Genomic DNA, 24,090 nt, shown 5'->3' with positions numbered 1-24,090 from the left:
TTCCAACAAAAATTTCGTTCCACTCTTGTTCTCATGGAACAAAGTGGGTACAAGCTGCGTCAGTTGATGAAAAGGGATGACCCCTAGCGAACTGACGGAGGCCGTGTCATGGCGAGTGCGAATTTGAAGTTAGTCGATAAGGAAAACACAGTGGACCGACAGAAGGCACTCGATGCCGCACTCTCCCAGATAGACCGTGCTTTCGGCAAGGGCTCGGCCATGAAGCTGGGCAGCAAGGAAGCAATGGAGATCGAATCGATTTCGACCGGCTCGCTCGGCCTTGATATCGCGCTTGGTATCGGCGGCCTGCCCAAGGGCCGTGTGATTGAAGTTTACGGGCCGGAAAGCTCGGGCAAGACCACGCTGGCGCTGCACGTCCTTGCAGAGGCGCAAAAGGGCGGCGGAACGGTTGCCTTCGTCGACGCCGAACATGCGCTCGATCCCGGTTATGCCAAGAAGCTCGGCGTCGATATCGACGAACTGATCGTATCGCAGCCTGATACCGGCGAGCAGGCGCTCGAAATCGTCGATACGCTGGTGCGTTCGAACGCGATCGATGTGCTGGTGGTCGATTCGGTTGCGGCCCTCGTGCCGCGCGCCGAAATCGAAGGCGAAATGGGTGACAGCCACGTTGGCCTCCAGGCCCGTTTGATGTCGCAGTCGCTGCGCAAGCTCACCGGTTCGATCAATCGTTCCAAATGCATGGTGATCTTCATCAACCAGCTGCGCATGAAAATCGGCGTGATGTACGGTAATCCCGAAACCACGACCGGCGGTAACGCCTTGAAATTCTACGCTTCTGTTCGTCTCGACATCCGCCGCACCGGACAGATCAAGGACCGTGACGAGGTGATCGGTAACTCGACCCGCGTGAAAGTGGTGAAGAACAAGGTCGCTCCGCCGTTCAAGCAGGTCGAATTCGACATCATGTACGGCGAAGGCATTTCCAAGATCGGCGAAATCCTCGATCTCGGCGTGAAAGCCGATATCGTCGAAAAGTCCGGCTCATGGTTCAGCTATGACAGTGTGCGGATCGGCCAGGGCCGCGAAAACGCGAAGAAATTCCTGAAGGAAAACCCAGAAGTTTGCGCCAAGTTGGAGGCCGCTATTCGCGGCAAAACCGACGAGGTCGCCGAGGAGATGATGACGGGCCCGGACGCGCAGCCCGAAGACTGATCCTCAAGAAGGCGGGGTGAGGGATTACTCCTTCAGGACACTGCTCCAGGTGCTCCACATTAGCCCAGCCTTGCGAAACCGGAGCCGGCGAGGTGGAGAGATTTCTCCCACCACCGCCGGCTTCTTCGCTTTTTGTGGTTTCATACCTTTAAGCTGCTAAGAACGGGCCTCGCTATGCACGGGGGAAAGTCTGGCGTGATCGAATCGAGTGAATGGCAGGGCAAGACGGGAGACAGTTGGGCGCAGGAGTGGCGGCGCACCGACCGTAGTTTTGGCCAGCTGACCGAAGAACTGCTCGCCCGCACGCGCGGTTTTTCCTTCTCAAGGGTTCTGGATGTCGGTTGTGGCGCGGGTGAGCTATCGCTCGCGATCGCGCGTGGACGCCATGATGCAACCGTTACTGGGATCGATATCTCCCCCCGACTCATCGAAGTCGCGAAAGAACGCGGGTCACGATTACCAAACGCGATTTTCAAGCTTGCGGATGCGAGTAAATGGCACTGCGACCCTGCAACTGCGCCGGATTTTATCGTCTCGCGTCACGGGGTGATGTTCTTCGATGACCCCGTTGCCGCGTTCGGCCACCTTTCGAGCCAGTCGGCCAAGGGTGCCGGGATGCTTTTCTCGTGCTTCCGGGAATTGCAGCAAAATCCGGTGTTTACCGAAATACTGCGACTTCTGCCCGAATTGCCAGAGAACGGCGATCCGCACGCCCCGGGCCCATTCGCTTTCGCCGATATCGTACGTGTCGAGCAACTTCTCTTGGATGGTGGCTGGGAGCAATTTACTGCCGCTCCGTTCGACTTCCCGATGATCGTTGGCTCAGGGGAGGATGCGATCGAGGACACCGTGAGCTATTTCTCTCGTATTGGACCTGCTGCAAGAATTGCAGCCGAGCTCGATTTGGACGCGCGTGAGCGTTTCTTTGACAGGGTCCGCACGCTCGCCGAACGGCATATGCATGGGAATATTGTTGCCTTTCCCGCCGCCACATGGATCGTTACTGCGCGCAAGGCCTGATGGCGGTTTGGACACACCGATGTCAGTAAGTGCAGCATTACGCTTGTAGCTGTCCGTCGCAGCGCCTAATTCGCACTCCATGCATTCTACCAACGACCTCCGCCGCGCTTTCCTCGATTATTTCGCTGATGCCGATCATCAGGTGGTGCCTTCGGCACCGCTCGTGCCGCACAACGATCCTTCGCTGATGTTCGTCAATGCGGGGATGGTTCCGTTCAAGAACGTCTTTACCGGTGTCGAAACGCCTCCTGCACCGCGAGCCACAAGCAGTCAGAAATGCGTGCGCGCCGGCGGCAAGCACAATGACCTCGACAATGTCGGGTATACGGCACGGCATCTGACCTTCTTCGAAATGCTCGGCAACTTCAGCTTTGGCGACTATTTCAAGGAACGCGCAATCGAACTTGCGTGGGGAATGGTCACAAAGGAGTTCGGGCTAGACAAGGACCGGCTTTTGGTGACCGTCTACCACACGGATGACGAAACTTTCGACCTGTGGCGCAAGATTGCCGGCCTGCCTGAGGACCGAATTATCCGGATCGCCACGAAGGATAATTTCTGGGCCATGGGCGCTGATGGTCCATGCGGACCGTGCTCCGAGATATTCTGGGACCACGGCCCCGAGGTCGTAGGTGGCCCTCCGGGTTCTCCCGAGGAAGATGGCGACAGGTTCGTCGAGATTTGGAACCTGGTGTTCATGCAACACCTGCAACAAGCCGACACGATTACCGGCGACTTGCCTCGGCCGAGCATCGACACCGGCATGGGACTGGAGCGCATCGCCACCGTCTTGCAAGGCGTGCACAATGTGTTCGACACCGACACATTCCGCACTTTGGTCTCGGCGAGTGAAGAGCTGGTCAAGTCAACCGCGGATGAAGCGGCCTTGCCCAGCCATCGCGTAATTGCCGATCATCTGCGTTCGACCAGCTTCCTGATCGCGGACGGCGTACTGCCGTCGAATGAAGGGCGCGGTTACGTGCTGCGCCGCATCATGCGCCGAGCAATGCGCCATGCCCACCTGTTGGGTGCTGACAAGCCCTTGATGCACCGGCTCGTGCCCACGCTCGTCAGCGAAATGGGACAGGCCTATCCCGACCTTCCGCGCGCGCAGGCGCTCATCACCGAAGTGCTCGAGCGGGAAGAAACGCGCTTCCGGCAGACCTTGGAAAAGGGGCTTCGCTTGCTCGACCAGGAAACTGCCGAACTGGGCGAGGGCGACCGGCTTTCAGGCGAGACGGCGTTCAAGCTCTATGACACCTATGGCTTCCCCTACGATCTGACCGAAGATGCCTTGCGCAATCGCGGGATCGCCGTTGACCGTGAAGGCTTCGACGCCTCGATGGAGCAGCAGAAGGCTGCTGCACGCGCGGCCTGGAAAGGCTCCGGTGCGGCTGCTGATGACGAACTTTGGTTCGATATTGCCGAACGCGAAGGGGCGAGCGAGTTTACCGGCTATTCCGCCGCCGAAGGTGAGGGGCGGGTCGTCGCCCTGGTGGTGGATGGCAAGGAAGTTCAGTCTGCCGATAGCGGGCAGGACGTCATCGTTCTGACTAACCAGACGCCGTTCTACGGCGAGAGCGGCGGTCAGATGGGCGATACTGGTAAGATCACCGGCGATCACAGGCTGGAAATTGCCGTGACAGACACGTCCAAACCACTTGGCAGGCTTCACGCGCACCACGGTAAGATCAAGGCGGGTCAGATTGCGGTAGGTGACACTGTGCACCTTGCGATCGATGCACAGCGCCGTGATGAAATCCGTGCCAACCACTCGGCGACGCACCTTCTTCATGCGGCCTTGCGTAACCATCTCGGCGATCACGTCACCCAGAAGGGTTCGCTTGTGGCGCAGGACCGTTTGCGGTTCGATTTCTCACACCCAAAGCCTTTGCTCCCGTCCGAAATCGCTGCGATCGAGACTGAAGTGAATTCCGAAATCCGCGCCAATGAAGAAGTCGTGACGCGCTTGATGAGTCCCGATGAAGCCATCGAGGCTGGTGCGATGGCGTTATTTGGCGAGAAGTACGGCGAGGAAGTGCGTGTTCTATCGATGGGTAGGCAAAACTGGCAGGGCAGCGGCCGGAACTACTCGGTCGAATTGTGCGGTGGCACCCATGTCCATGCGATGGGTGATATCGGCCTGTTCCGCATCATATCCGAAAGCGCTGTGTCATCGGGCGTACGCCGGATCGAGGCTCTGACGGGCGAGGCAGCGCGCAAGTGGGTCGTCGGGCGAGAGGAATTGCTCAAGTCCGTGGCGGCAACGCTCAAGACCGCTCCGGATGAGGTCGAAGAACGGGTCGCTGCGCTGGTCGATGAACGCAAACGGCTCGAGCGTGAACTGGCAGAAGCCAAGAAGCAGCTTGCGCTAGGCGGAGGTGGCGGAGCGGCATCATCGGATGATGAGGATGTCGGCGGTGTAACCTTCAGCGGCCAGGTGCTCGACGGCATGAACCCACGTGAATTGCGCGGTCTGCTCGATGAGGCGAAGAACCGCATGGGTTCTGGCGTGGCTGCGATTGTCGCAGTGAACGAGGGCAAGGCCGCCGTTGCTGTCGCAGTGACAGACGACCTCATTGAAATGCACAGCGCAGTCGAACTGGTCCGTGCGGGTGTCGAAGCCGTGGGCGGGAAGGGCGGCGGTGGCCGCCCCGATATGGCTCAGGGCGGCGGACCGGACGGTGACAAAGGCGCGGATGCGATAGCGGCGATCCGCCAGGCTTTGGCGGGTGTGTCCGTCTCCTGACGTTTCCGAGTCTCGCGCCGCGTGGCGCGAGTCCGGCACCGTCCCTGTAAGCCGATTAATCTACGCGGTTTTGTGATGCCCGGCGGCGGTCACCCTCACTGCCGCGCGCGACGTCCTGCATGTTGCGCGTTGCGCGGCCATGTTCGTCGTCTGAAGCCACGTTTTTCGGCTTGAACTTTTCCTTGTTCGTTGTGGGCTTGGTCGGGTCTGACTTGTCACTCATGAAAATTCTCCTTCCCTGTAGATACGTGGCAGGAACGGAAAATATCCGAAAATGATCAACCTTCCGAAGTGCTGGTGCGCAATTTCGGCTTGTGTTCCAGTGCACCATCTTTCTGAATTCGCTCGCGAAACTCGTCGCGCTTCTCGTGGATCGAGGCGATTACCGGCCCCATCGGCACGCCGATATCAACCAACACCGCCTCGGATAGCTGGAGCGAACTCTCGAGCGTTTCGGGAACGGCGGTGCTCGCTCCGCTGCGATACAATTCAGCTGCATGGAAGCTGTCGCGCGCGCGAGCTATGATGGGGAGATCGGGATGAGACGCGCGCAGCTTTTTCACCATGCGCTGGGCAAGCACATGTTCGTCCATCGTAAGGATGACTGCGGTTGATTGGCCGATGCCGAGGCCATCGAGCGCATCTTCGCGCAGCGCATTTCCGAACACGGCGTAGTAGCCTTCGCGCCGCGCTTCCTCGATCAGATCAGGGTTTGAATCAATCGCAACATAAGGCTGGTCATGGCGCTGGAGCATCTGTGCGACAAGTTTGCCGACGCGGCCAAAGCCAACGATAATCACGCGCGCAGTATCGGCGTCACCTTCAAACTGGTCCAGTGTCGGCGCAGGATCTACCGAGCGTGCAACCCTTTTGCCGAGCATGGCGAGCAATGGTGTGACAGTAAGGCCGATTGCGATAACGATTTGCCAGAACGCGGCCGTACCGGGCTGGATCAGCAAGGCGCTTGCTGCAGCCGAAAGAACGATTAGCGATGTTTCTGACGGGCTGGCCATCAATATGCCGGTTTCGGTCGCGGTTGCAGGACGTGCACCCATCAGGCGCAGCAACACGCCTGTCACCAGTGCCTTCAAGACCAGAACGCCGACCACGGCCATGGCAATCATCCCGAAATTGTCCCAGATGGTGGCCAGATCTATTCCCATGCCGATGGTGATGAGGAAGATCCCCAGGGCAAGGCCCTTGAACGGCTCCATGATCCCTTCGACTTCGGTGTGATACTCGGTCTCTGCGATCAGCAAGCCGGCGATCAGTGCGCCCACGATGGGGGAGAGGCCAACGAAAGCGGTGGCGAGGCTTGCGCCAATCACCACGAGCAGGCTCGCTGCCAGAAATAGCTCCGGGCTCTTGGTGCGAGCAGCTTGGGCAAACAATCTTGGCAGCAGGAACCGCCCGGCGACCATCATCACTCCGACAACGAGGCCACCCTTCCAAAGCGTGTCGATCAACCCACCCCAGCCTTCGGCGCTGGTGTTGGGAGCGAGAGCGCCGAGGAGGAAGATGATCGGGACGATCATGATATCTTCGAACAGCAGCATGGAAAGGGCAGCGCGGCCCACCGGCGTGTTGGTGCCGGAAATAGGCAACACCAGCGCGGTTGAGGAGAAAGCAAGTGCAAGGCCAAGCGCCAGCGCACCTGTCCAATATTGCCCCATCATGGAGAGGAAAGCGGCGAGCAGAGCGCCAATCACCAGCAATTCCAGCGCACCCAGCCCGAAAACCAGCCTGCGCAATTGCCACAGGCGGTTAAAGCTCAGCTCCAGACCGATGGTAAACAGCAGCAGGATGATCCCGAACTCGGCAAACGGTTCAAGCCGTTCGGGATCCGTGATCGTCACATGGCTCAGCCATTCATATTCGAAAACCATCCGGCCTAGCCCGTAGGGACCGACGAGCAGGCCGACGAGGATGAAGCCGATGATTGGCGTTACGCGGAAACGCGCAAACAGCGGGATCACGATCCCGGCAGCGCCAAGGATGACCAGCGCGTCTTTCATGAGTGGGGAAATTTCAGTTCCGTGCATTCCTGTCCTATGACAGACGGGTGATGGCGGCTGCAACGAACAATTCGCTCTCTGATGAAAAGCCGGTCGTCGTCGTTGGCGGAGGACCGGCCGGCCTGTTGTGCGGCGTATTGCTTGCGCGAGCTGGTGTGCGCGTCACCGTGCTTGAGAAGCACGCCGATTTCTTGCGCGACTTTCGCGGCGACACGGTCCATCCCTCGACGCTCGAATTGTTTCACCAACTCGGCTGGCTGGATGAGCTGCTAACACTTCCCCACAGCCGGATTGACGACGTGTTCGTGCGTGTTGCCGGGCGGAAGTACAACGCAGTGAGTTTCCGGCACTTGCGCCTTGCCGCCCCGTTTATTGCCATGATGCCGCAGTGGGATTTGCTCGATTTCATCGCCCGCAAAGGGAATGCATATCCGGGATTTACCCTGCGGATGTCGTCCCCCGTGCGCGATGTCGTTGTAGATAGGCATGGACGCGTTGATGGTATCGAGCTTGCTTCAGGCGAAATCGTACCCGCGCGGCTCGTGATTGCCGCGGACGGGAGGCGATCCGTCCTGCGTGCGGCATCTGATCTTCCGCTCGAGGTCCTTGGCGCGCCCATGGATGTGATGTGGTTCCGGCTCGACAAGCCTGCTGCGCTGACCGGATCGAGCTTTGGCGCGTTCGACGCGGGCAAGATGCTCGTTTTCATCGAACGGCGCGAATACCTGCAATGCGCCTATATTCTTCCCAAGGGCCGCGCCGAGAGCTTGCAAGCGCATGGCATTGCAGCCTTCCGCATGACATTGCGCAATCTGGTGCCCGAACTGGCGAACGTCGTAAACGATCTCACCGATTGGTCGCAGGTCAGCCTGCTCGACGTCGCGCTCGACCGGCTGACTTGCTGGCACAGACCGGGATTGCTGGTCATCGGCGATGCCGCCCACGCGATGAGTCCGATCGGAGGGGTCGGTATCAATGTGGCTGTTCAGGACGCTGTAGCAGCGGCCAATGTCCTCGCCGCGCCGTTGGCAGCGGGCGCTGATCCCGACCCGTTGCTGGAGAAGGTGCAAGACCGCAGATGGCGAGCAGTTACCCGGATGCAAAAGCTGCAGAAGCTGGCCCAGGACAGGTTTGTCGAGCCGCTCCTTGAACGCACCGAACCCTTTGCGCACGCACCATGGCCGCTGCGCCTGCTCGACCGCTTTGCCCTGCTGCGACGCATTCCGGGTCGGATCATCGGGCTTGGCTTCAATCCCGAACGCATCGAGAGCCCCGAGGCTTGATGCCTTTCGTGCCTCCCGATTAGGAAAGAGCCGCTGCTACCCTAGCCAGCAGTGCTGCAATTGCTATGCATGCGGCCATGCAAACAGCCACATTGATCGCACTCGCCCTTTATTTCATCCTCATGCTCGCCATCGGCCTGTTCGCCTGGAAGCGATCAACCGAAGATAGCGAGGGGTATCTGCTCGGCGGACGCAATTTGCATCCTGCGGTGGCGGCGCTTTCTGCGGGTGCCAGCGATATGTCGGGCTGGCTTCTGCTTGGATTGCCGGGCGCTCTCTATGCCACCGGACTGGTCGAGGCATGGATTGGCATCGGCCTGTTTGTGGGTGCAGTGGCGAACTGGATCATCGTTGCCCCGCGGTTGCGCAAACAGACCGTGGAATACGGAAATGCGCTGACCATTCCCGAATTCCTCGCCAACCGCTTCCCGGACAAGGCGGTGGCGCTGCGCGTTGTCTCCGCGATCATTATCGTGGTGTTCTTCGCTGTCTATTCGGCGGCTGGCCTGGTGGGCGGCGGATTGCTGTTCGAAAGCAGCTTTATCGACGGCGAAGTGTTGGGTTTCAGCCCTTATATGGCGGGTGTGCTGCTCACAGCGCTGGTCGTGCTCGCCTATACGATGGTCGGCGGTTTTCTCGCCGTTAGCCTGACGGACTTCGTGCAAGGCTGCATCATGGTGGTGGCGCTGGTGGTTATGCCGCTGGTCGTGCTTTACGGGCAGGGCGGTGGCGGCATCGGGCAAATGACGCAGACGCTGGAAAGCATGGACCCCGATTTCCTCGGTTGGTTCGGCGGGCTGACCTTTATCGGCTTCCTGAGCGCAGTCGCCTGGGGCCTCGGCTATTTCGGACAACCGCATATCATCGTGCGCTTCATGGCTGTGCGTGAGGGCGGTATACCGGCGGCACGCAATATCGGGCTGAGCTGGATGGCTGTGGCGCTGATCGGTGCTGTCGGCATCGGCCTTGCTGGCCGCGCCTATGTTGAGCGCAATCCGGGCATCGCTCTCGAAAATCCCGAAACAATCTTCATCCTGCTCGCAAACACGCTGTTCCATCCCTTCGTGACCGGCTTCCTGCTCGCGGCTCTGCTGGCGGCAATCATGTCCACGATTTCGAGCCAGTTGCTGGTCAGCTCCAGCTCCTTGGCCGAAGATTTCTATCGTCTGTTCCTGAGAAAGGATGCGAGCGAGCGCCAGATGGTCAACGTCGGACGCATCAGCGTGGCGCTTGTGGCCGTGGCGGCAATCTTCATCGCCAGCGACCCGGACAGTGGCGTGCTGGCGCTGGTTTCGAACGCGTGGGCAGGCTTCGGTGCTGCCTTCGGCCCGTTGATCATCCTGTCGCTCACGTGGAAGCGCATGACCGGCGCAGGCGCGGTAGCGGGGTTGGTGATAGGCGCGGTCGTCGTGATGGGGTGGATTTTCTCGGGCGCGGGCGAAGCGACCGGCATCTACGAGATCATTCCGGGCTTCATCGCGGCTTGGCTGGCGATCTGGGGAGTGAGCTTGATGACCGGCGAGCAGCAGGAGGCCATTGCAACCTAACCCCCACCAGGCCCATGTTGGTGCATCGGCGGCGGTCCGCTCGGCTCCGCTTGGGTCGCGCCTTCACGGTGTTCCCATTCGATGCGGTAGAGGTCGAAGCGGCGGTCGGCGAGGTTGCGAACGGTGCCTTCGGCGCGAGCCCAGGCAAGGTCGGCCAGATTCACATCGCTGATCGTCAGCGTTTCGACATTCTCGGTGGCTTCGGCGGCGATACCGTCGCGAGCGAAAGGAAAGTCGCAAGGAGTCAGGATGCAGCTTTGCGCATACTGGATGTCCATATTGGCGACGTTGGGAAGATTGCCGACATTGCCGCTCATCACGACATAGCACTGGTTCTCGATCGCGCGGGCCTGTGCGCAATAGCGCACGCGCATATAGCCTTGCCGGCTATCGGTGCAGAACGGCACGAATATGATCCGCGCGCCTTCATCTACCAGTCGCCGGGCGAGTTCGGGGAATTCGGAATCGTAACAGATGAGCACGCCGATGGGGCCGCAGTCGGTTTGGATCACGTCCACCGCGTCGCCGCCACGGATGTTCCACCAATAGGCTTCGTTGGGGGTTGGGTGGATCTTCTCCTGCTCGTGGATCGATCCGTCGCGCAGGCACACCATGGCGACATTGTGGATGTCGCCATCATCCATGCGGGTCGGGTGCGAGCCACCGATGATGTTGATGTTATATTTGAGCGCCATCTCCGACAGTGCCTCGCGAATGCGCGGCGTGTATTCGGACAGGCATTCGATGCTTTCGAGCGGTGACAGTTGTTCCTCTTCCGCACTCAGCAGCATGAGCGTGAAAAGCTCGGGAAAGAGGATGAAGTCCGCTTCATAATCGCTTGCAACATCAACGAAATACCGGATCTGACCCATGAATTCGTCGAAGTCCGAAACGGCACGCGCCTGAAGTTGGCAAGTTGCGACGCGCACGTTCTCGACCCCGCGCGGAACGCGGGCTTGCGGGCTGGCTTCCTGGTCGACCCAAGGATTGCGCCACACCATGTGCACTGCATTGCCGCGGCTCTTCAAATCTTCGGGCAGGTACTTGGCAAGCACGCCAATCGGTTCGAACCCGTTGGCGAGCTGGAAGCGCAGAACGGGGTCGTGGAGTTTTCCTGCGATTACCTTCTCGAGATAGTCCGCCGGGCTATCCACGCGGCGCCATGACTTCTTCAGATTAGGCATCCGCCCGCCGAAAACGATACCCTTCAGCTCGAGCTGTTCGGCGAGCTTGCGCCGCTCTTCATACATGCGCCGCCCGATGCGCGTTCCACGCACTTTCGGGTCCACGCACATTTCGTAGCCATAAAGCCAGTCACCATTGGGGTCGTGCCGGCTGCCATAACCATTGCCGGTGATTTCATCCCAGGTATGCGGGCGCAGCGCCTTATCCCCGCCGATCCGCATCGACGCACAATAGCCGACGAGCTTGTCGTCGAGGATCGCGACAAAACAGCCTTGCGGGTAGTTGTTGAGCTGGCCGCGAAGTTCCGCCTGCGTATAGGGCGCAAAATCCTCGTAAATCCGCTTCGCCAGAGCGGCGATACGGCGGATATCGCCGGTTTCCGCCTGGCGGACTTCGAGTCGGGCCTTGCTGCTCATGGCAAGCGGGGAGGGATCAACCGAGCCCCTGCTTGCTCATTTCGACTTCGAGACCTTCAACGATGGCTTCGAAGAACTGCTCGGTCGTCATCCAGCTCTGGCTTGGGCCGATCAGCAGGGCGAGGTCCTTCGTCATCTTGCCGTTTTCGACGCACTCGATGCACACGCGCTCGAGCGTTTCGGCGAAGGCCACCACATCTGGCGTGTTGTCGAAGCGGCCGCGATACATCAGGCCGCGTGTCCATGCGAAGATCGAGGCGATCGGATTGGTCGAAGTCGCCTTGCCTTCCTGGTGCTGGCGATAGTGGCGGGTGACGGTGCCGTGCGCAGCTTCAGCTTCGACAGTCTTGCCATCGGGCGTCATCAGCACGGAAGTCATCAGGCCGAGTGAACCGAAGCCCTGAGCCACGATGTCAGACTGCACGTCGCCGTCGTAGTTCTTGCAGGCCCACACGAACTTGCCGTTCCACTTGAGGGCGGCGGCAACCATGTCGTCGATCAGGCGGTGTTCGTAGGTGATGTTGGCAGCTTCGAACTTTTCCTTGAAACCTTCTGTATCGAAAATCTCCTGGAACAGATCCTTGAAGCGACCATCATACTTCTTGAGGATGGTATTCTTGGTCGAAAGATAGACCGGCCAGCCACGGTCGAGACCGTAGTTGAAGCTGGCGCGGGCGAAATCACGGATTGAATCATCCAGATTGTACATCGCCATGGCCACGCCCGGCGATTCGAATTCGAAGACTTCCAGATCGATGTTCTTGCCGTCGGCACCTTCGAAGACGAGGCGCAGCTTGCCCGCACCGGGGATCAGCGTGTCGGTGGCGCGGTATTGGTCGCCGAAAGCGTGGCGGCCGACGACGATGGGATCGGTCCAGCCGGGCACCAGACGCGGGACGTTGTCGATCACGATTGGCTCACGGAAGACTACGCCGCCGAGAATGTTGCGGATCGTGCCATTGGGCGAGCGCCACATCTTCTTGAGATCGAACTCTTCAACGCGCGCTTCATCGGGAGTGATGGTGGCGCACTTCACGCCGACGCCATGTTCCTTGATGGCATTGGCAGCGTCGATGGTGATCTGGTCGTCGGTTTCGTCGCGCTTTTCAATCGAAAGGTCGTAATATTTCAGGTCCACATCAAGATAAGGCAAGATCAGCCGCTCGCGGATCCACTGCCAGATGATCTTTGTCATTTCATCGCCGTCAAGCTCGACAACGGGGTTCTTGACCTGAATTTTCGCCATGTGGGGTCTACCTGTCTTCTATCTGAATGAATCTGATTTGGGCGCGTCCTAGCAGAGCCTTATCACGGCGCAAGTCAGGCGACAGGTGGAATTCGTGCGCCTTGGGCTAAAGTCGCAATCAATCCGGGGGCCATGCGCGACAAGGCGATGGCCGCGCGCGCCCCCAGGTGCGTCTCGGCGGTATGCCAAAGCGTTGAAGCGAGGCGCACCGGCCGGCGAACCCGCGTGGCAAACTCCGCCTGATAGTCCTGTGAGCTTCGATTCGCCGAATGTGAGCGGGCTGCTGCCTGTGCGCTGGCGAGCGCGATGGAAATGCCTTCGCCTGCGAGTGAGGGAATGACAGCAGCCTGATCGCCGAGGCGGAACAGGCCTGGAGCGGTATCGCTGCATATCCAGCCATAGGGCACCGCGCCAATTGTATCGGTGCGGGCGTCGCGCAAATCATCGCCGAGCCGCTCGGCCATGGCCGGATGTTGGTCGGCGAGCTGTGCGAACAGGCCATCGGGCGACCCTCCAGCACGGGCGAGGGCCGATTTACGCACGGCAAGGCAGATATTGGCCGAGCCGCCTTCCTGCAGCACGATCCCGACATATCCGCCGTCAATCAGATGAAGTTCAATTGCGTCACCGATCAAACTGGTGCGCTTGGGAGTGGCAGGAAGGCGCAGGCGAATCCCGAGCGTCGTGTCCTTCGCCGTTCGCGGTCGGGATTGCCCGCGAATGTCATGCTTGCCGGAGGCGAGGAAGATGGCAGGGGCGTTCCATTCGCGCTGCGAACCGATAGCTTTGCCACTGTCCACTCCGCGAATCGTATCGACAGAGAACTGCGCACCATTGGCGATAGCCATGCGGCGCATTTCGCTGTCGAGCGCGAGGCGCGAAAGCCCGAATGCCGCGCGTGGGAGGGCAACCTCGCTGCTGCGTGTCCCGGCAAACAGGCGGAGGCGGGAGATTCGGTGCGCCCCTAGGGCGTCGATATTCACATCCAGCGCTTCCAACTGCTCGGCCGTTCGCCAGCTGAGAAAACCGCCGCATAACGGATCGCCGACCTCCTCGTCGCGATCGATCAGCGTGCAGCGTGTACCGCCTCGTCCCAGTGCAATGGCCGCCGCACAACCGGCAGGCCCTGCACCGATGATCAACGGATGCGAGAGACGCATAGGCGGAAGGGAAAGAAGCGTTCGACTTCGGCTTTTGGAATGCCAGCTTCTTCAAACAGGGCATCCCATTCGTGGGGACGGAATGAGCGGGCAATCGATGTCTGCCCGTCCTGCCGGACGATCCGGTGCCAACCGGCAATGGTCGCCAACAGGGGATAGCCGATGAAGCTGAGCGTGTGGCGATGAAGGTCGTTGATAAACCAGCCTAGCCGCGCTTCGCTCTCCATGAATTGCAGAAACAGCACCAGTTCCTCGCGGGTCATGTGATGGGCGACAAGGCTCGATATGACGAAATCCCAGCTGTGCTCGATTAGTTCGCCGTAGTCGCCAGTGCGATAGGTGATGGGCAGTTCATCAGGTGTCGCATCGCGTGCTGCCTTTTCACTGCGCGCATTGAGGTCGACACCGACGAGTTCTGCGGCAATGCCGCGATCTTTCGCCCACTGCGCAATTTCGCGCAACATGTCGCCCTGGCCAAAGCCGACATCGAGCAATTTAAAGCTCGTGCGATTACCAATTGCTCGTTCGAGGAAATCGAGTGTCGGGCGATAAGCCATGGTGACACGGTTGACCCTAGATAGGTCGGCAAGGACCTTGCGATATGTCGGCTCTGGCAAGGCCGGATTGTCCATCAGCTCCTCGGTGTGAAGGCGATTTTCAAGCATCGCCAGCCTCCCAGCCAAAGCGCAATCCTTCCATCGCAAGGCCCGGGCCGAAAGCAAGCGCGATGCCGCTTTCAGGGCGTTCGCGCATCAATCTTTCTAGCACGAAGATGACCGTGGCGGAAGACATGTTGCCGTATTCGCTGAGAACAGTGCGAGAAGCGTGAAGGGCGTCCGAGGAGAGGCTCAACCCGCGTTCAACCGCATCCAGCACTGAACGGCCACCGGGATGGACCGCCCAGGCATCAGGCGGAGCATTGCCAACAATTTTCCGCTGCAAATCGGCATCGTCGAGCGCATCTGCCAAGCGGCCCGGGACAGCGCCTGACAAGTGCATGGCAAATCCGGTATCGCCCACCGTCCAAGTGATGAGATCGTCGCTGTCTTCCAATGCTGCAGACAGCCCTTCGCCCAAGCCCAGACCCTCGCCTTGCGCACTGACCAGGGCGGCCGCGGCACCATCGGCAAACTGCCCCATCGCGAGCAGGCTCTCGAGATCGTCGGTTTCCTGCAGGTGGAGGCTGCACAATTCCACCGCCACTGCAAGAACGCGCGCGTCGGGGTCGGAGCGGACGATATGCGCAGCCGTGCGCAGCAAGGTAATCCCGGCGTAGCAACCCATGAAGCCGATGCTCACGCGTTCCACATCGGCGGCAAGGCCAAGACGGCGGGCAATGACCTGGTCGAGGCCGGGGGCCATAAAGCCGGTGCAACTGGCAATCACGAGATGGGTCACACCCTTGGTCGAGGGAAGAGCAGCAATTGCTTGCAGCGCCAAATCGGGCGCAGCAGCTGCATAACGCTGCATTCTCTTCCCGGTGCCGGGTGATGCACCGTTCATGTAGAAGCTGCCGAAATCCAGCGCTGCGTCCTTGCCGGAGAGAACGGAGAATCGGTGGTCAATACCGCCTCGGGCCTCCATGCGCCGGAAGACCGCAGCTTTACGCTCGTCCAACTGCTGCTCTGCCCACGCGGTATAACTGGCATGCACATCGCAAGCGGGTACAGCCGTCGCGATGGCGTTGACGCGCGGTGTCACAGGTTTTTCAATGCTACTCATTACAGGTCCAATGAGTGCGCGGCGCTTTCGTGCCGATCAACCGCAGATTTTGCCCTTTGCGGCATTATATTCGGCAATCAGCTGTTCGCACAAATCGCGTGCGGGGCGCACTTCGTTGATCGCGCCGACGCCGTGGCCTGCGGACCAGATCGTCTTCCACGCCTTTGCTTCTTCATTGAGCGACATCTCGCCAGGAGCTTCATGCAGCGTGGCCGCTTCGAGGCTGGGCGTGAGGAAGTTCGCGCCTACGCCGGTCACCTTGTTGGTATAGGTGATATCCTTGGCGGTAGCGCCGATCATCATGTCCTTCTGGCCATCTGGAGCCATGCTCTCTGTAGCGGTAATGAAGTGGCTGCCGAGATAGCCGAAATCGGCTCCCATCGCCTCTGCCGCGAGGACATGGCCGCCTTCGCTCATGGAGCCGGAGAGAATAATCGCCCCGTCATAGAAATCGCGGATTTCAGATACGAGCGCAAAGGGGCTGAACGTGCCAGCGTGGCCGCCAGCGCCTGCGGCAACGGCGATAATACCATCCACGCCCGCTTGCACCGCTTTTTCCGCATGGCGACGCATGATCACATCGTGGAACACCAGTCCGCCGTATGAATGCACCGCGTTCACGAGATCGGGCACAGCACCCAGCGAAGTAATGATCAGCGGCACCTTGTGCTTCACGCACAGTTCCAGATCGTCCTGCACGCGCGGATTTGACGGGTGGACGATCAGGTTGACACCATAGGGTGCATCATCATCGTCCAGTCGGTCCTGAATGTCCTTAAGCCAGTCCTCGAATCCTTCGCTGGTACGCTGGTTGAGCGCGGGAAACGTACCGCACAGGCCGGCCTTACAGGTCTCCACCACAAGGTCCGGACCCGAAACGAGGAACATCGGAGCGGCAATCGCCGGGATTTTCAGCCGCGATTTGAATTCATCGACGGTCAAAATGCGTCCTCCGGCATATCCATCATGCTGGCCTTGCCGCTCTTGATCGCCATGAACTTCGCCGTTGCGGGCGGGAGAAGGCGGTCAAAGAAGAACTGCACCGTGGTAAGCTTGGCCTTGTAGAATTGCTCTTCGTCAGTTCCTTCGGCAAGCTTCTGGTGCGCAATCTTGGCAGACTTTGCAAAAACATAGGCCATCGCAACGAAGCCGAGCAAGTGCAGGTATTCGTAAGCTGCTGCTGCTGCTTCTTCGGGGTCCTTCATGCCCTTCTGCGCGATGTGGCCGGTCGACAATTGCAGCGCACCGAAGCTCTGCTGGAGCGAGGCGACCAGCTTGCCGATATGCTCGTCCTGCGCATTGTCTTCGATGAACTGCGACACCGGGTGGAAGAAAGCGCGCAGATTGCGGCCCATGCGATCGGGCAGCTTGCGGCCGACGAGGTCGAGCGCCTGAATGCCGTTGGCACCTTCGTAGATCTGCGCAATCCGGGCATCACGTGCGAACTGTTCCACACCCGATTCCTGGATGTAGCCGTGTCCGCCATAGACCTGCACCGCGTGATGCGCGCTTTCATGGCCGAGGTCGGTGAAGAGCGCTTTGACCACTGGCGTCATCAGCGCGACGAAGTCCTTGGCACGTTCGCGTGCTTCGGGCTCTTTCGCAGCATGTTCGGCGTCAATTGCGCGGCTGACCCAAGTGGCAACCGAACGGCAGCCTTCGTTGTAAGCGCGCATCGTCATCAACATGCGGCGCACGTCAGGATGGACGATGATCGGATCGGCAGGACCGTCAGGGTTCTTCACGCCCGAGAGCGAGCGGCCCTGCAGGCGGTCTTTCGCATAATACACGGCTGACTGGTAGGCGATTTCGCCAACACCAAGGCCCTGCATTCCCACGGCAACACGCTCTGTGTTCATCATGGCAAACATGGCTTCGAGCCCGCGATTGGGTTCGCCGACGATCCAGCCCTTGGATCCGTCGAAAGTCATCTGGCACGTGGCAGAAGCTTTCAGGCCCATCTTGTGTTCGATGGCGGTCGGTCCGGCATTGTTGTGATTGCCGAGCGAACCATCTTCATTGGGCAGATACTTGGGCACCAGGAACAGGCTGATCCCCTTCACGCCAGCAGGCGCATCGGGGAGGCGGGCCAGCACGAGGTGGATGATGTTCTCCGCCAGATCGTGGTCGCCCGCGCTGATGAAGATCTTGTTGCCGGAGACAAGATAGCTGCCGTCGTCCTGCGGCTCTGCCTTGGTGCGCAACATGCCCAGATCGGTACCGCAATGCGATTCGGTCAGGCACATGGTGCCGGCCCATTCGCCATTGGCCATTTTCGGCATGTAGAAATTCTTCAGCTCATCGCTGCCATAGGCTTCGAGCGAGACCATCGCGCCGCCTGTCAGGCCCGGGTACAGGCCGAAAGACAGGTTGGTCGAGCAGCTCATTTCCTCGACCATCTTGGCGAGCGAGTGCGGGGCACCCTGGCCGCCCCATTTCTGGTCGACAACGAGGCCAGCCCAGCCGCCTTCGCAGAACTGCTTGTAGGCTTCCTGGAAACCGTCGGGCGTGCGCACGACGCCATTCTCGATGCGGCAGCCTTGCTGGTCGCCTGGCCAGTTTAGCGGCAACAATACGTCGCGGCACAGCTTGTTGGCCTCTTCAAGGATGGCCGCTCGCATATCCTCGTCGAAATCCTCGAAACCTTCGAGATCGCCGAAACCATCGTCATTGTGCAGCTCTTCAAGGTTGAAGCGCATGTCGCGGATGGGTGCTTCATAGACTTGCATGGTACAGGTCCTTTCTGATCAGTTACGCAGCGGCTTGCCGGTTTCGAGCATATGCTCGACCCGCGCCTGCGACTTGGGATTGCGGGCGAGACGCATGAATGCTTCGCGTTCGAGCTTCAGCATCTGGTCCTCGGTAACAATCTCGGTGATGTCCGTATTGCCACCAGTAAGGACATAGGCGAGCTCAGCCGCCACCGTCTCATCATGAGGCGTTGCCATGCCCTGCTTGCGGAAGCTGTCGACTGCCAACTTGAGCGCCGCCTTGCCGGTCGGACCAGGCAGGCGATACTCGGGCTTTTCAGGAGCAGTGTAGCCATCCACCATCGCCAAGGCGCGTTGCTTCGCATCGTAGAGCAAGCGGTCACGGTTCATGGTGATCTCGTCCTTGTGACGCAGGAAACCGAGCTCCTTTGCATCGGCGGCGGATTTGGCCACCGTAGCTGTCGAGACGATCTCGAATACCTTGCTCACCGCAGGCATCGGGCCCTTTGGATGGCGCGGATTGGCCATCCAGCGGCTGAGCATTTCGTTGCAACCACCCCAGCCGGGGATGATGCCCACACCTGTCTCGACGAGACCCGTATAGGTTTCAGCATGAGCCTGGATGGCATCGGAATGCAGCAGGATTTCGCAGCCGCCGCCCAGCGCGAGGCCGAACGGTGCCGAGACAACGGGGAAGGGCGCATATTTGAGCGCCTTGTAGGCATCCTGGCCACCCTTCACGGTCTTTTCGACTTCGCTCCACGCGGCAATATTCATCGCGAAGATCGCAAGGCCGAGATTGGCTCCGGCAGAGAAATTGCTGCCTTCATTGTAGATGACGAGCGCTTTGTAATCGCTCTTCACAAGCTCGATGGCCTTGCCGATCATCCGCATGACCTGCTCGTCCAGCGCGTTCATCTTGCCGGTGAATTCCAGCGCGACCACGCCATCGCCCACGTCCCACAGAGCGGCAGAACCGTTCTTGGCGAGCGGTTCGGATGACAGCTTGATATCTTCAAGCAACAGCACGCCTTCGGGGCGCTCGACGTCGTGATATTCGCCGTCGGTGCCGAAATACTGGCGCTTGCCATTTTCGACGCGGTAGAAGGTCTTGTCGCCGACCTGTTCAAGGATGGCGGGGACCGGCAGATCGCTCGACGCCAGCTTCTCGCGAAGCTTGGCAGGACCGATCTTGTCGATCATCTCGAACGGGCCCATCTTCCAGTTGTAGCCCAGCTTCATCGCGTCATCGACGCCGACAACTGTCTTGGTCGCTTCGGGAACGATGCTGGCAGCGTACGACAGGGTGGGGCCGAGCACGGCCCAGGCATAGTCGCCAACCTTGCCTTTCATCTCGATCAGCTTGCCAAGATCTCCCTTGGCTGCCGAACCACGCACGAGGCCGGGACGCGCCGCGGCGCGATATTCGCCACTCTTGAGATCCTTGGCTTCCTTTACCTTGCCACCGCCTTCGCGGTTGATGCGGTAAAAGCCACCCTTGCCCTTGCGGCCCGTGTAGCCGCTTTCAATCATGTCCTCGATCAGCTTCTCGCTGCGGGCGATCTTCACATAGGGATCGTCCGCGGGCAGCGTGCTGGTGAGCGACTTCATCAGGTGCGGCATCAGATCGATGCCGATCAGGTCTATCAGGCCAAAGATGCCGGTGTTGGGAACGCCCATGGGGCGCCCGCCGATCTCGTCGGCTTCTTCTACCGTAACGCCCAGATCAAACGCGGCGTTGACCGATTGCTGGATCCAGAACGTGCCGACGCGGTTGGCGATGAAGCCGGGTGAATCCTCGGCATTGACCACGTTCTTGCCGAGCTTGCGGTCGACAAAGTCGCTGACCATCGCGACCGTTGCGGCATCGCTTTGCGGACCCGCAACAATCTCGATCAGCTTCATGTAGCGCGGCGGATTGAAGAAATGGGTGATCAGGAAGTCGTTCTTGAACGCATCCGAGCGGCCATCGGTCAATTGCGCGAGCGGAATGGTCGACGTATTCGAGGAGACGGCGGTGCCAGCCGTCCGGACTTCTTCCAGCTTGGCATAGAGGTCCTGTTTGATGTCGAGGCGTTCGATAATCGCTTCTACGATCCAGTCGCACTCGGCAACCTTGCCCAGATCATCTTCGATGTTGCCGGTTTCGACCAGCTTGGCAGCGCGCTTGCTCATGAAGGGCGCGGGTTGCGTCTTGAGCATCTTCTTGACCGCACCTTCGGCGACGGCGTTTCGGTTGTCGCCGTCCTTGGGCACGATGTCGAGCAGCAGCACGGGGATGCCGGCGTTTGCGACCTGAGCCGCGATGCCCGCACCCATCGTGCCGGCGCCGATCACGCAGACTTTCTTGATGGATTTATCGGACATCATACAGCCTCCAGGATCGTCGCGATGCCCTGTCCGCCACCGATACACTGGGTGGCGAGAGCGTATTTCTTGCCTTCACGCTTCATCAGGCTGGCAGCCTTGCCAACGATGCGGGCGCCGGTCGCGCCAAGCGGGTGGCCGATCGAAATTGCACCGCCGTCGAGATTGATCTTCTCGGTAGGGATGCCAAGATCACCGATGCAGGCGAGCGACTGGCTGGAGAAGGCTTCGTTCAATTCGACAATGTCGATGTCGTCCATGGTCAGGCCAGCGCGCTCGAGGGCTTTCTTGGTGGCTTCAACCGGACCAATGCCCATGATTTCGGGCGCGCAGCCGGAAATGGCCACGCTCTTCACCTTGGCGATCACGCTCAGGCCGTTCTTCGCGGCATAGTCGGCGCTGCACACCAGCAGGGCGGCAGAACCATCGGTCAGCGGGGAGGCGGTACCAGCAGTCACGGTGCCATCCTGATCGAAAGCGAGCTTGAGACCAGCCAGATCTTCGGCCGTAGTGCCGGGACGCGGCGTACCGTCTACATCGACCACGGTGCCGTCATCGAGCGTGTAGGGGACGATCTCTTCCTTGAAGGAGCCCTTTTCGATCGCTGCACCTGCCTTTTGCTGGCTTGCGAGCGCGAACTGTTCCTGCGCTTCACGACTCAGGTCATATTTCTTCGCGACGTTTTCTGCCGTGTCACCCATGCCGACATAGGCGGCGCTCTTTTCGGCGAGCTTGGGGTTGGGCATCGGGTTGAAGCCAGTCATCGGCACGCGGCTCATCGATTCGATGCCGGCGGCGATGAAGACTTCGCCGGCACCCATCTTGATCTGGCCGGCTGCGTAATGGACCGCGCTCATCGAAGAACCGCAGAACCGGTTCATGGTGATGCCGCCTACGCTGAGCGGCAGGTCGGCCAGCAGGCCAACGAGGCGGGCGATGTTGAAGCCCTGTTCGCCTTCGGGAAAGGCGCAACCCATGACAATGTCTTCGATATCTTCCGCATTGACGCCGGTGCGCTCTACCAGGCCGCGAATGGTATTTGCCGCCAGATCGTCAGGACGAACCTTGGCGAGGGCACCGCGATAGGCAGGGTGGAAGGGGGAGCGGACGTATCCCGCAATAACGACGTCTGTCATGATGGCTTGGCCTCCAGTTGGGTATCTTTTTCGACGTGATTGACCTTTTGCGCCGAATGATTACGATAAAGTCTGTGAGTTGACGTATACGTTAAGCAAGATGGAATCAAGCCGTTCTACCCGCTATCTGAACTTTTTGTTCGGCGATTTCAGGGCAGGCTGCCGAGAAAGGATATTTCATGATCGAGGTGCCCGAAGGGTTCCGGTTGATGGACACCAGTCGCTTTCTGGACGCGGAGGGCAAGATCCGCCCGCGCCTGCTGACAGACGCGCTGGACTATGCGGTCACGAAATATCCCGAGAGGGTCTGTGTCGACTTCATGGGCCGTGATTGGACCTATGGTGAAATCGGCGATCTGGTCGACCGCGTCGCCGCCGGTTTGCAGGCTGAAGGGTTGGGCAAGGATGATCGATTCGCGCTCTGCCTGCCCAATACTCCCTATTCGGTCATTATGTATTTTGCCGTGCTGCGTGCCGGCGGCATGGTGGTGAATATCAACCCGCTCTATTCTGCAAGCGAGGTCGAATTCCTGATCACGAACTCTGGCGCGAAGATGGTCGCCGTACCCGATCTTGAATTGTTGCACGGGAAGATTGCCGATGCCTGGGGCAAGAAAGACGAGAACGGCAACGCACCGCTCGAAAAGATCGTGTTGTGCCCGATGGCGGATGTCTTGCCGTTCCTTAAATCGGTTGGGCTTCGCACGCTGAAGCGATCGTCCTTGGCGAAAAAGCGCGATGGCGCATCGTATGTCAACTACCGCGAGCTGGCAGCACACGCGCCGAATCCTGCACCAGTGAAGATGGACCCGTCCGATGTCGCGGTGTTGCAATATACGGGCGGGACGACAGGGCGACCCAAGGGCGCGATGCTCACCCATGCCAGCCTGACTGCCAATTCGGCGCAGATGATGCTGCATGTCGGGGTCGAGCGCGACCAGCAGGAGCGCACGCTTGGCGTCTTGCCGTTGTTCCATGTCTTCGCACTGACCTGCGTGCTGAATTTCGGCGTGGATACGGCGTCCGAAATGGTGCTGTTGCCGCGCTTCGAAATGGACGAGGTGCTCAAGACCATCAAGCGCAAGCCGCCAACGCAGATGTTCGGTGTTCCCACGATCTACAATGCGCTTGGCTCGCTGCCCGATGACAAGGTGCCCGACCTCTCGATGGTGCTCACCAGCTGTTCCGGAGGCGCTCCGCTTCCGCTCGATGTGCGGACGCAATTCGAGAAACGTACGGGTTCGCTGGTGTCGGAAGGCTATGGCTTGACCGAATCCTCCCCCATCATCACGTGCCAGCCGCTGCTGGGTCGCCAGCCGGTGAAGGACAATTCCGCCGGACCAGCCTTTCCGCAGACCGTGATCGAAATTCGTGACCCGGAAACCGGCGCACTGCACGAGGACCAGAGTCAGAAAGGCGAGATTTGCGCGCGTGGTCCGCAATTGATGAAAGGCTACTGGAATCGGCCCGGTGCAACCGAGGAGACTTTCGTCGACGGTGCGTTGCGCACCGGTGATATCGGTTATCTCGACAGTGACGGATATCTCTTCATCGTCGACCGCATGAAGGACCTGATCCTGTGCAGCGGTTACAACGTCTATCCGCGTGTGATCGAGGATGCGGCATATGAGCATCCGGCCGTGAAGGAAGCGGTCGCCATCGGCATTCCCGATGATTATCGCGGCGAAGCGCCCAAGCTGTTCATTGCGCTGCACGAAGGCGAGGAACTGGACGCGGGAACGCTGGATGCTTTCCTGAAGATGCGCCTCAATCCGATCGAAATGCCCGATGCGTACGAATTCCGTGACGAGCTCCCCAAGACGCTGGTCGGAAAGCTGGAAAAGAAGCAACTCGTCGCCGAGGAAAAGGCCAGGCGCGAAGCCGCTGCACAAGGGGACGACAATGCCTGACAGCGTCACCACCATGAACGAAGCCCAAGGTAACGATCCTCTGAAAAGCATCGCGGAAGCTGCGGAAGCGCTTGGCGTTACGCAGCGGACCTTGCGCTTTTACGAGGACAAGGGCCTCATCTCGCCACAGCGCGTGGGGACAATGCGTGCCTATTCGAAGCGCGAGATGGGCCGGATGGCCCTGATCCTGCGCGGCAAACGGCTGGGATTCAGTATCCGCGAGATCGGCGAGTTCCTGGCGCTTTACGATGAAGACCCGGATCAGAAGGTACAGGCACAGCGCATGCTCGACGCAACGCAGCAACGCCTGACGGAATTGCGGCAACAGCGTGTGGCAATTGACCAGACGATTCTGGAGCTAGAGGCGCTCGAACTACAATCGCGCCGCCACCTGGAAGCTCGAGGCGACTGAATTTCAGAGAGTGGGCCGCGCCTGGCCCAGTCGGC

General features: G+C 59.8%; 18 protein-coding genes. 7 read left to right on the top strand and 11 right to left on the bottom strand.

Annotated elements, in window-relative coordinates; all coding sequences use genetic code 11:
* The first annotated feature begins 108 nt into the window (after window positions 1-108).
* From recA to alaS, 3 genes are all read left to right on the top strand, one after another.
* Window positions 109-1,176 carry a recombinase RecA gene (recA, locus tag AAC850_RS07325; protein WP_340588030.1) on the top strand — a complete coding sequence of 356 codons (1,068 nt, stop codon included), beginning with the start codon at window positions 109-111 and terminating at the stop codon, window positions 1,174-1,176.
* A 195-nt stretch (window positions 1,177-1,371) separates the two neighbouring features.
* Window positions 1,372-2,196 (top strand): class I SAM-dependent methyltransferase, encoded by an 825-nt coding sequence (locus tag AAC850_RS07320; protein WP_340588029.1) that lies wholly within the window; start codon window positions 1,372-1,374, stop codon window positions 2,194-2,196.
* A gap of 79 nt (window positions 2,197-2,275) precedes the next feature.
* Window positions 2,276-4,945, top strand: coding sequence for an alanine--tRNA ligase (gene alaS / locus AAC850_RS07315; RefSeq protein ID WP_340588028.1), 2,670 nt, complete (start codon window positions 2,276-2,278; stop codon window positions 4,943-4,945).
* Window positions 4,946-5,000: 55 nt separating this feature from the next.
* Here alaS and AAC850_RS07310 read toward each other — a convergent pair whose 3' ends face one another.
* Both AAC850_RS07310 and AAC850_RS07305 read right to left on the bottom strand, forming a co-directional pair.
* On the bottom strand, window positions 5,001-5,168 hold the full coding sequence (locus tag AAC850_RS07310; protein ID WP_340588027.1) for a hypothetical protein: 168 nt from the start codon (window positions 5,166-5,168) through the stop codon (window positions 5,001-5,003).
* Between the two features lie 55 nt (window positions 5,169-5,223).
* On the bottom strand, window positions 5,224-6,960 hold the full coding sequence (locus AAC850_RS07305) for a cation:proton antiporter domain-containing protein (protein ID WP_340588026.1): 1,737 nt from the start codon (window positions 6,958-6,960) through the stop codon (window positions 5,224-5,226).
* A gap of 50 nt (window positions 6,961-7,010) precedes the next feature.
* Between AAC850_RS07305 and AAC850_RS07300 the strand changes: the two genes are divergently transcribed.
* Window positions 7,011-8,243 (top strand): FAD-dependent oxidoreductase, encoded by a 1,233-nt coding sequence (locus AAC850_RS07300; protein ID WP_340588025.1) that lies wholly within the window; start codon window positions 7,011-7,013, stop codon window positions 8,241-8,243.
* Between the two features lie 77 nt (window positions 8,244-8,320).
* The gene (gene putP / locus AAC850_RS07295) at window positions 8,321-9,790 is read left to right on the top strand and encodes a sodium/proline symporter PutP (protein ID WP_340588024.1); all 1,470 of its coding nucleotides are present in this window, start codon (window positions 8,321-8,323) and stop codon (window positions 9,788-9,790) included.
* Here putP and AAC850_RS07290 read toward each other — a convergent pair.
* From AAC850_RS07290 to AAC850_RS07250, 9 genes are all read right to left on the bottom strand, one after another.
* On the bottom strand, window positions 9,787-11,391 hold the full coding sequence (locus AAC850_RS07290) for a GNAT family N-acetyltransferase (protein ID WP_340588023.1): 1,605 nt from the start codon (window positions 11,389-11,391) through the stop codon (window positions 9,787-9,789). The two genes, putP and AAC850_RS07290, sit on opposite strands and share 4 nt — an antisense overlap.
* A gap of 16 nt (window positions 11,392-11,407) precedes the next feature.
* Window positions 11,408-12,637, bottom strand: a complete 1,230-nt coding sequence (locus AAC850_RS07285; protein WP_340588022.1) for an NADP-dependent isocitrate dehydrogenase — start codon at window positions 12,635-12,637, stop codon at window positions 11,408-11,410.
* Between the two features lie 74 nt (window positions 12,638-12,711).
* Window positions 12,712-13,797: an NAD(P)/FAD-dependent oxidoreductase gene (locus AAC850_RS07280; protein ID WP_340588021.1), complete on the bottom strand. Its 1,086-nt coding sequence runs from the start codon at window positions 13,795-13,797 to the stop codon at window positions 12,712-12,714.
* On the bottom strand, window positions 13,776-14,462 hold the full coding sequence (locus tag AAC850_RS07275; protein WP_340588020.1) for a methyltransferase domain-containing protein: 687 nt from the start codon (window positions 14,460-14,462) through the stop codon (window positions 13,776-13,778). The genes AAC850_RS07280 and AAC850_RS07275 overlap by 22 nt, the downstream gene beginning before the upstream one ends.
* Window positions 14,455-15,519 carry a type III polyketide synthase gene (locus AAC850_RS07270; protein WP_340588019.1) on the bottom strand — a complete coding sequence of 355 codons (1,065 nt, stop codon included), beginning with the start codon at window positions 15,517-15,519 and terminating at the stop codon, window positions 14,455-14,457. Before AAC850_RS07270 ends, AAC850_RS07275 begins: the two co-directional genes overlap by 8 nt.
* Window positions 15,520-15,555: 36 nt before the next feature.
* On the bottom strand, window positions 15,556-16,407 hold the full coding sequence (locus AAC850_RS07265; protein ID WP_340588091.1) for an NAD(P)H-dependent flavin oxidoreductase: 852 nt from the start codon (window positions 16,405-16,407) through the stop codon (window positions 15,556-15,558).
* A 50-nt stretch (window positions 16,408-16,457) separates the two neighbouring features.
* The gene (locus AAC850_RS07260) at window positions 16,458-18,248 is read right to left on the bottom strand and encodes an acyl-CoA dehydrogenase C-terminal domain-containing protein (protein ID WP_340588018.1); all 1,791 of its coding nucleotides are present in this window, start codon (window positions 18,246-18,248) and stop codon (window positions 16,458-16,460) included.
* 18 nt (window positions 18,249-18,266) lie between these two features.
* On the bottom strand, window positions 18,267-20,597 hold the full coding sequence (locus tag AAC850_RS07255; RefSeq protein WP_340588017.1) for a 3-hydroxyacyl-CoA dehydrogenase/enoyl-CoA hydratase family protein: 2,331 nt from the start codon (window positions 20,595-20,597) through the stop codon (window positions 18,267-18,269).
* The gene (locus AAC850_RS07250; RefSeq protein ID WP_340588016.1) at window positions 20,597-21,733 is read right to left on the bottom strand and encodes a thiolase family protein; all 1,137 of its coding nucleotides are present in this window, start codon (window positions 21,731-21,733) and stop codon (window positions 20,597-20,599) included. The genes AAC850_RS07255 and AAC850_RS07250 overlap by 1 nt, the downstream gene beginning before the upstream one ends.
* Before the next feature lie 179 nt (window positions 21,734-21,912).
* Here AAC850_RS07250 and AAC850_RS07245 point away from each other — a divergent pair, with 179 nt between their 5' ends.
* Together AAC850_RS07245 and AAC850_RS07240 are read left to right on the top strand one after the other, a co-directional pair.
* Window positions 21,913-23,643 carry a long-chain-fatty-acid--CoA ligase gene (locus AAC850_RS07245; protein ID WP_340588015.1) on the top strand — a complete coding sequence of 577 codons (1,731 nt, stop codon included), beginning with the start codon at window positions 21,913-21,915 and terminating at the stop codon, window positions 23,641-23,643.
* Window positions 23,636-24,055 (top strand): MerR family transcriptional regulator, encoded by a 420-nt coding sequence (locus AAC850_RS07240; protein ID WP_340588014.1) that lies wholly within the window; start codon window positions 23,636-23,638, stop codon window positions 24,053-24,055. Before AAC850_RS07245 ends, AAC850_RS07240 begins: the two co-directional genes overlap by 8 nt.
* Window positions 24,056-24,090 lie beyond the last annotated feature (35 nt).

It is taken from the genome of Erythrobacter alti, from assembly GCF_037996805.1.
Classification (GTDB): Bacteria; Pseudomonadota; Alphaproteobacteria; order Sphingomonadales; family Sphingomonadaceae; genus Alteraurantiacibacter; species Alteraurantiacibacter alti.
The sequence above is the reverse complement of the archived record's forward strand: the minus strand, read 5'-3'. Positions and strand labels throughout refer to the sequence as shown.